Annotated in this window: 6 protein-coding genes; 4 read left to right on the top strand and 2 right to left on the bottom strand. The window is 71.6% G+C overall.

Features of this window, described 5'->3' with window-relative positions; all coding sequences use genetic code 11:
* Positions 1-12 precede the first annotated feature (12 nt).
* The 4 genes from RMO85_RS01135 to RMO85_RS01120 all read left to right on the top strand — a co-directional run bounded on the left by RMO85_RS01135 (position 13) and on the right by RMO85_RS01120 (position 4,013).
* The gene (locus RMO85_RS01135; protein WP_310525925.1) at positions 13-1,203 is read left to right on the top strand and encodes a pyridoxal phosphate-dependent aminotransferase; all 1,191 of its coding nucleotides are present in this window, start codon (positions 13-15) and stop codon (positions 1,201-1,203) included.
* Between the two features lie 89 nt (positions 1,204-1,292).
* A complete protein-coding gene (locus RMO85_RS01130; protein ID WP_310525924.1) occupies positions 1,293-1,724 on the top strand; it encodes a hypothetical protein in 432 nt (143 codons plus the stop codon).
* 1 nt (position 1,725) lies between these two features.
* Positions 1,726-2,667: a hypothetical protein gene (locus RMO85_RS01125; RefSeq protein ID WP_310525923.1), complete on the top strand. Its 942-nt coding sequence runs from the start codon at positions 1,726-1,728 to the stop codon at positions 2,665-2,667.
* Positions 2,664-4,013, top strand: coding sequence for a hypothetical protein (locus RMO85_RS01120; protein WP_310525922.1), 1,350 nt, complete (start codon positions 2,664-2,666; stop codon positions 4,011-4,013). Before RMO85_RS01125 ends, RMO85_RS01120 begins: the two co-directional genes overlap by 4 nt.
* Here RMO85_RS01120 and RMO85_RS01115 read toward each other — a convergent pair.
* Positions 3,998-5,389: a VWA domain-containing protein gene (locus RMO85_RS01115; protein ID WP_310525920.1), complete on the bottom strand. Its 1,392-nt coding sequence runs from the start codon at positions 5,387-5,389 to the stop codon at positions 3,998-4,000. The genes RMO85_RS01120 and RMO85_RS01115 overlap by 16 nt on opposite strands.
* Positions 5,386-6,252, bottom strand: a complete 867-nt coding sequence (locus RMO85_RS01110; RefSeq protein ID WP_310525919.1) for a MoxR family ATPase — start codon at positions 6,250-6,252, stop codon at positions 5,386-5,388. The genes RMO85_RS01115 and RMO85_RS01110 overlap by 4 nt, the downstream gene beginning before the upstream one ends.
* Positions 6,253-6,410: the final 158 nt, after the last annotated feature.

The following is a 6,410-nucleotide window of genomic DNA, read 5'->3' as shown; positions in this document are numbered from 1 at the left end:
CTAGATTGCAGCATGACTTCGCGCCTCGTCGTGGCCCAGCGTGCCAACGTGCCGCCCTTCCACGTCATGGATCTGCTCGCCGCCTCGGCCGAGCGCCAGCGCACGCACGGCGACCTCGTCAACCTCGTCGCCGGCCAGCCCAGCACGGGCGCGCCCCGGCCCGTGCGGGAGGAGGCGATCCGGCTGCTCGGTGGTTCCGACCCGCTCGGCTACACCGTCGCCGCGGGCGTGCCGGAGCTGCGTCAGGCCATCGCCGCCCACCACCTCCGCCAGCACGGGATCGAGGTCGCCGCCGAGGACGTCATCGTCACGACGGGCTCCAGCGGTGGCTTCCTGCTCGCCTTCCTCGCGGCCTTCGAGCCCGGCGATCGCGTGGCCATGGCCCGCCCCGGCTATCCCTGCTACCGAAACGTCCTCACCGCCCTCGGCTGCGAGGTCGTCGAGATCCCGTGCGGGCCCGAGAACCGCTTCCAACCGACGCTCGACCAGCTCGAGGCGTGCGGTGACATCAAGGGCCTGGTCATCGCCAGCCCGGCCAACCCCACCGGCACGATGCTCTTGCCCGCCGAGCTCGCCGCGATCGCCGCCTGGTGCGAGAGCCGCGGCGTCCAGCTCGTCTCCGACGAGATCTACCACGGCATCGAGTACGCCTCGCCGGCGTTGTCCCGCAGCGCCTGGGAGACGTCGCGCGAGGCGATCGTCTTCAGCTCGTTCTCGAAGTACTTCTCCATGACGGGGTGGCGGATCGGCTGGATGCTCGTCCCCGAGCGGCTGCGGCGAGCCGTCGACATCCTCACCGGAAACTTCACGATCTGTCCGCCGACGATCGCGCAGTGGGCGTGCGTCGCGGCGTTCACCGAGGCGTCGTACGCCGAGCTCGACTCGCACGTCGAACGCTACGGCGGCAACCGGCGGCTCCTGCTGGACGGCCTCGCCTCCCTCGGGATCGACCGGCTGGCACCGGCCGACGGCGCGTTCTACGTCTATGCCGATGTCGGGCACCTGACCACCGACTCGATGGCGTTCAGCCACCGGCTGCTGGCCGAGACGGGCGTGGCGGTGGCGCCCGGCATCGACTTCGACACCGCGGCCGGCGGGCGGTTCGTCCGGCTCAGCTTCGCCGGGCCGCCTGAGTCGATCCGCGTCGGTCTTGAACGCCTCGCGAACTGGTTGCCGGGGCGACCCCCCGTGCAGACCACTTGAAAATGAACGCACTTTGCGGGTTTGAGAGCAGCGCGCATTGGGAAGGGCGGTCCACAGGTAGCACGGGGATGACGAGGAAGGTGTGATCGATGTACGGCGACACCGCCGCATCGCGCAAGCGCGTCGCCCAGCTCCGTGAACAGAGCGGCGACATCCGTGCGGCCGCCGACCGGCTGGTCTCCCAGGCCGAGAGCGTGCCGTGGCACGGTCGTGCTGCCGAGGCCATGCGCTCGCGCATCAAGGAGCGTGCCAGCCAGCTCCGCGTCGCCGCCGGCCATCACGAGACGGCCGCCGACTCGTTGGCCCGCCACCTCACCGAGGTCGACACCCGCAAGGACGCGATCGAGTCGACCCGACGCAAGGCCGACTCGCTCACCCACGACGCCGCGTCCCGGGTGGCCGCGCTGCGGTCCGCCGGCGACGACGGCCAGCCCACCGACGAGGACGCCTCGCTCGTCGCGTTCATCCCTCCTCCGCCCGGTCACAAGGACTGGCTGAGCGTCGAACTGCCGGGGCTCTGACATGGTGACCATCGACCTGACCACGCCGCCGCCCCCCGCGACCAGCTTCCTCGACGGGCTCCCCCGCCGTCTCGCCCTCACGCTGCCCGAGCTGCGTCACGTCGCGAGCCTTGCGGGTGACGCACCGCTGCCCTTCGACCTCGTCGAGGCCGCCGGGCCCGCCGTGCCCGGTGGGCTCGAGGGTCGCCTCGGCCAGTCGCGAGGGAGCGCCGAGGACGTCGCCTACGCCGCAGCGCTGGCCTCGCTCCACGACCCCGACGACTCGCTGCGCCGGCGCGGCCTGATCACCGACGACGGGGTCGACCCCGGCCTGACCGGGGCCATCGGCCTGCTCGCCACCCCCACGCTGGCCCTCGACATCGACGTCGCCGCGCCTGGCAGCCAGGTCAAGGCCTGGCACCGGCAGGCCGGCAACGCGGTGGCGACGCTCGCCACCTGCGACGGGCTCGTCTTCGAGCTCGCGTGGTTCTCCGTCGACCAGTGGCCCGGCGAGCTCGCCCGCGCGGCCGACATCCCCGACGACATCCCCCTGACCGAGTCGTCGGTGCCCGAGGAGATCGACCTGCCCTTCCACCTCGTCGACGCGATCGGTGAGGCCCTGCGCGCCAGCCGCGCCGACCTCGTCCCGGTGCTGATGAGCCAGCACGGCGAGGGCGTCGTCGACGGCCGGGCCGAGCCGCTCGCCGACAATGTCGCCACCACCGCCGTCGCCGCCATCCACACCGAGGGTCGTGGCCGGCTGCGGGTGCTGGCGGCGCGCGTGGCCGACACGGCGACGACGGACATCGGACTCGTGTCGTGGGTGCTGCTGGCCGACGGCTGGCACTCGCTCACGCCGCACCAGGACGAGGACGAGGACGACCCGAGGCTTCGCGTGCGTCGTACCCGCCCCTCAGACCTCGCCACCGAGCTGGCGCCCGTTCTCGCCCAGGTGATCGCATGACCGACGACCCGAGCACTCCCTCGCAGTCATCAGCCCCGGCCGGCCGAGGTCTGTCCGAGGCCGCGATGGACGCCGACAAGTACCACCAGATGCTGGCGCTCGCCGACGTCTTCGACGCATCGGGCGCTGACATGCGCGACCGCGCCCGACTCGGCACCGCGATCCTCACCGACCCCGACGTCATCGATACCGCCGAGCTGTCCCCGGCCACGTTCGCCCAGGCCGAGGAGGACATCCGGGCCGCCACGACCGGCAAGCAGGGGCTGCTGACCCGCTCCGTCGAGCTGGACGCCGACGCACTCGTGGTGCGTGCCACCGTCCTCACCTACCGGTGGATCGACGAGTTGCAGACCGCCGCCTTCAAGACCCTCGGCTCCATCGCCGGACGCGCCATCGGCTACCTCGCACCCGAGGTCGCACTCGGTGGCGCCATCGTCTCGGCGGGGCTGATCGAGACCGACTCGCTCGACCGCGACGGCGTCGCGGCCTACCTCAACGAACTGGCCGACAGCCACCCCGAGCTGATGGACCACCTGTCCGACGGCGGCGGGCTGCTCGAGGGACTGCAGATGAGGTCGATGCTCACCGCCGGGGTCATGTCGTCTGCCAGCGGGGGCGCTGCCGCGCGCGGCGGGCTGCGCGCCATCGGCGTCGAGGCCTTCCCGGCAGACGCCACGTCCGCGCTACGTGACGCCGCCGCCGGTTTCGCGGAGATCCCCACCGACGAACCGACCGCCGAGTCGGCCAGCGACTCCGCGCTCCCGTCCTCGATCGAGGACCTCATGGTCACGCTGATCAACGCCGACCGCCGGATCAGCGTCCAGCGCATCGGCGCCGGCCGCTACATCGCCTACCTCCCCGGCAACAAGGCCCACGAGGGCGGACGCCTGCGACTCGTCGGCGCCGACAACACGACCTACGTCCGTCAGGTCGTGCGTGCCATCGAGCAGGCCGTCGCCGCCGATGGCCCGAGCGACAGCCCGGCCCGGATCATGCTGGTCGGTTCGTCCTACGGCGGAGCCGCGGCCGCCGAGATCGCGTCCGCCGCCGCCTCGCAGGCCTTCGTGGTCGACCAGGTCGTGACCGCCGGCGCCCCGGCGGCGCAGGTGCCCATCATCCCGGAGCAGACGCGGGTGCTCTCGCTGGAGGACCGCGGCGACCCGGTCGCCCTGCTCGGCTCGCTCATCAACGCCAACGTCGCCAACCGGGTCACCGTGGTCTACGACGGCGCCACGGCCGGCGACCAGCCGTACGTCGCGGGCGGCCGCGCGGCGGACGAGGCCCAGCACCCCGGCCTGCGCGCCGAGATCCGCCGGATCCACGAGCTCGGCTACCTCGCCGGCTGAGTCCCCATCGAGATCGCGGAGACGAACTCCTCGAGCTGCGTCAGGTTGCGGCACTCCACCATCGGCACGATCTCGCCGTAGACCGCCGCCGCGCTGTCGCCGGTCCCCCAGTGCCGGGCGTGCTCGGGGTTCAGCCACCAGGAGTGCCGGACCGCGGCGGTCAGCTCGCGCAGGACCGGCAGCGCCAGGTCGCTGTAGTTGGAGCGAGCGTCGCCGAGCACGAGCAGCGACGTCTTCGGGCCCAGCGCGTCGGAGTGCTCCTCGGCGAACCTCGTGAAGGCGCGGCCGTAGTTGGTCCGCCCCCACAGCGCCGCGTGGGCAGTGCTGGCAGCCAGGTGCTCCATCACCTCGACGACGTCGCCACCGGGGGTGAAGTGCTGCGTCACCTCGTGCACGTCGTCGACGAAGGTGAAGGCCCGCACCTTCTGGAACTGCTCGCGCAGCGCGAACACCAGCAGCAGCGTGAACTGCGCGAAGTTGGCGACCGACCCACTCACGTCGCACAGGATCACGAGCTCGGTGCGGTGCGGCCGCTTCGGCTTGTGATGCGTCTCGAGCGGGACGCCGCCGGTGGACAGGGAGGCGCGGACCGTACGGCGGAAGTCGAGCGCCCCACGCCGGCGCGCGTGCTGCTGCTTGGTCAGTCGCGAGGCCAGCCGGCGCGCGAGGGGATAGATCTCGCGCCGCATCTCCTCCAGGTCGGAGCGGCGAGCGGCGGTGAAGTCCAGCCGGTCGATGGTCGGCCTCACCACGACGTTGGCGACGTGCTCGGGACCCTTCTCCTCCGCGATCCGCCGGCGGGCGTCACCCTCGACCAGGGCGGTGAACGTGCCGATCCGGCGGCCGGCGAGGCGCACCGCGTCCTCCTCGGCCATGCCCCGGGCCATCAGGCCGGCGACCAGCTGAGCGACCAACTGCTCCGGTGAGACGCGCTGCAACGCGGTGTATGCCGACCAGCTCGACAGCCCCGGGCCCCGGCCCGGCATCGCACCGAATCTGCCCACCGCTTCGACCGCGAGGTCCTGCAGCCGTTGCCGCGGGCCCTGACCCTCGGCATCACCCAGCGCCTCGGCCAGTGTGTCGACGAACCTGCCGAGGGCCGCACCGTTGTCGCGCACCCCGTCCGACGCGGGCTCGCCGGCCACGCCGGCGCCCACCAGCCGGGGGTAGTAGAGGTCGAAGATCGCATCGAAGGTGACCCGCTGCGTCTGCTTCTTGACCAGCGTTGCGGCGTACGCCGTGCGCACGACGTCGCGATCGCCCCACCCGATGTGCCGCATCGCGTCGATCGCATCCAGCCCCTCGGCGAGCGAGACCGACAGGCCCGCCGAGCGCAGCGCCTCGATGAATCCGATGTGGGTGTCGAGCAGGGTCATTTCCCGGCCAGTCTCAGTTCCTTGACCGCGCGCACCTGATCGGACTGGTGCTTGAGGACGACCCCGAGCGTGCGCCGGATGGCGTCCTCGTCGAGGTTGCCGATCTCCAGCGCGATCAGGGTTCGCGCCCAGTCGACGGACTCGGCGATCGACGGCGCCTTCTTCAGCTCGAGCTCCCGCAACCGGGCCACGACCTCCACCAGCTGGGTCGCCACCGCGTCGTCGAGGCCGGGCACCTGCGAGGTGACGATCTCGCGCTCCCGCTCTGCGTCGGGATAGTCGAGGTGCAGATAGAGGCACCGGCGTTTCACGGCCTCGGAGAGCTCGCGCGTCGCGTTGGAGGTCAGGACGACGAACGGCCGGCGAGTCGCCGACACCGTGCCCAGCTCGGGGATGGTGACCTGGAAGTCGGACAGCACCTCGAGCAGCAGTCCCTCCACCTCGACGTCGGTCTTGTCGACCTCGTCGATCAGCAGCACGGTCGGCTCCTCCCGGCGGATGGCGCTCAGGAGCGGCCGGGTCAACAAGAACTCGTCGGTGAAGATGTCGTCGTGCGTCTCGCTCCACCCCTGGTCGCCGCTGCTGGCCTGGATGCGGAGCAGCTGCTTCTTGTAGTTCCACTCGTAGAGCGCGCGGGCCTCGTCCAGGCCCTCGTAGCACTGGAGCCGGATCAGCTCGGCCCCGGTCGAGCGTGCGACCGCCTTGGCGAGCTCCGTCTTGCCCACCCCGGCGGGGCCCTCCACCAGCAGCGGCTTCTCGAGCGCGCCCGCGAGGTAGGTGGTCGTCGCCGTCGCCGTGTCCGCGAGATAGCCGGCCTCGTACAGGCGGGCGCTGGCATCGTCAGGGCTGCTGAACCAGGTCACGGGAGGTGAGCCTATGGGTTGGCAGCCGCCACGCCCGGCCAACGCCCCCTCAGCAAAGATTCGCTTCGCTCATCTTGGCAGAGGGGGCGGGATTCGAACCCGCGGTAGGTCTCCCTACGACCGCTTTCAAGGCGGTTCCGATCGGCCGCTCCGGCACC

This window comes from Nocardioides sp. (assembly GCF_031422975.1).
Lineage (GTDB): Bacteria > Actinomycetota > Actinomycetes > Propionibacteriales > Nocardioidaceae > Nocardioides.
This window is presented reverse-complemented; position numbering and strand designations above follow the sequence as displayed.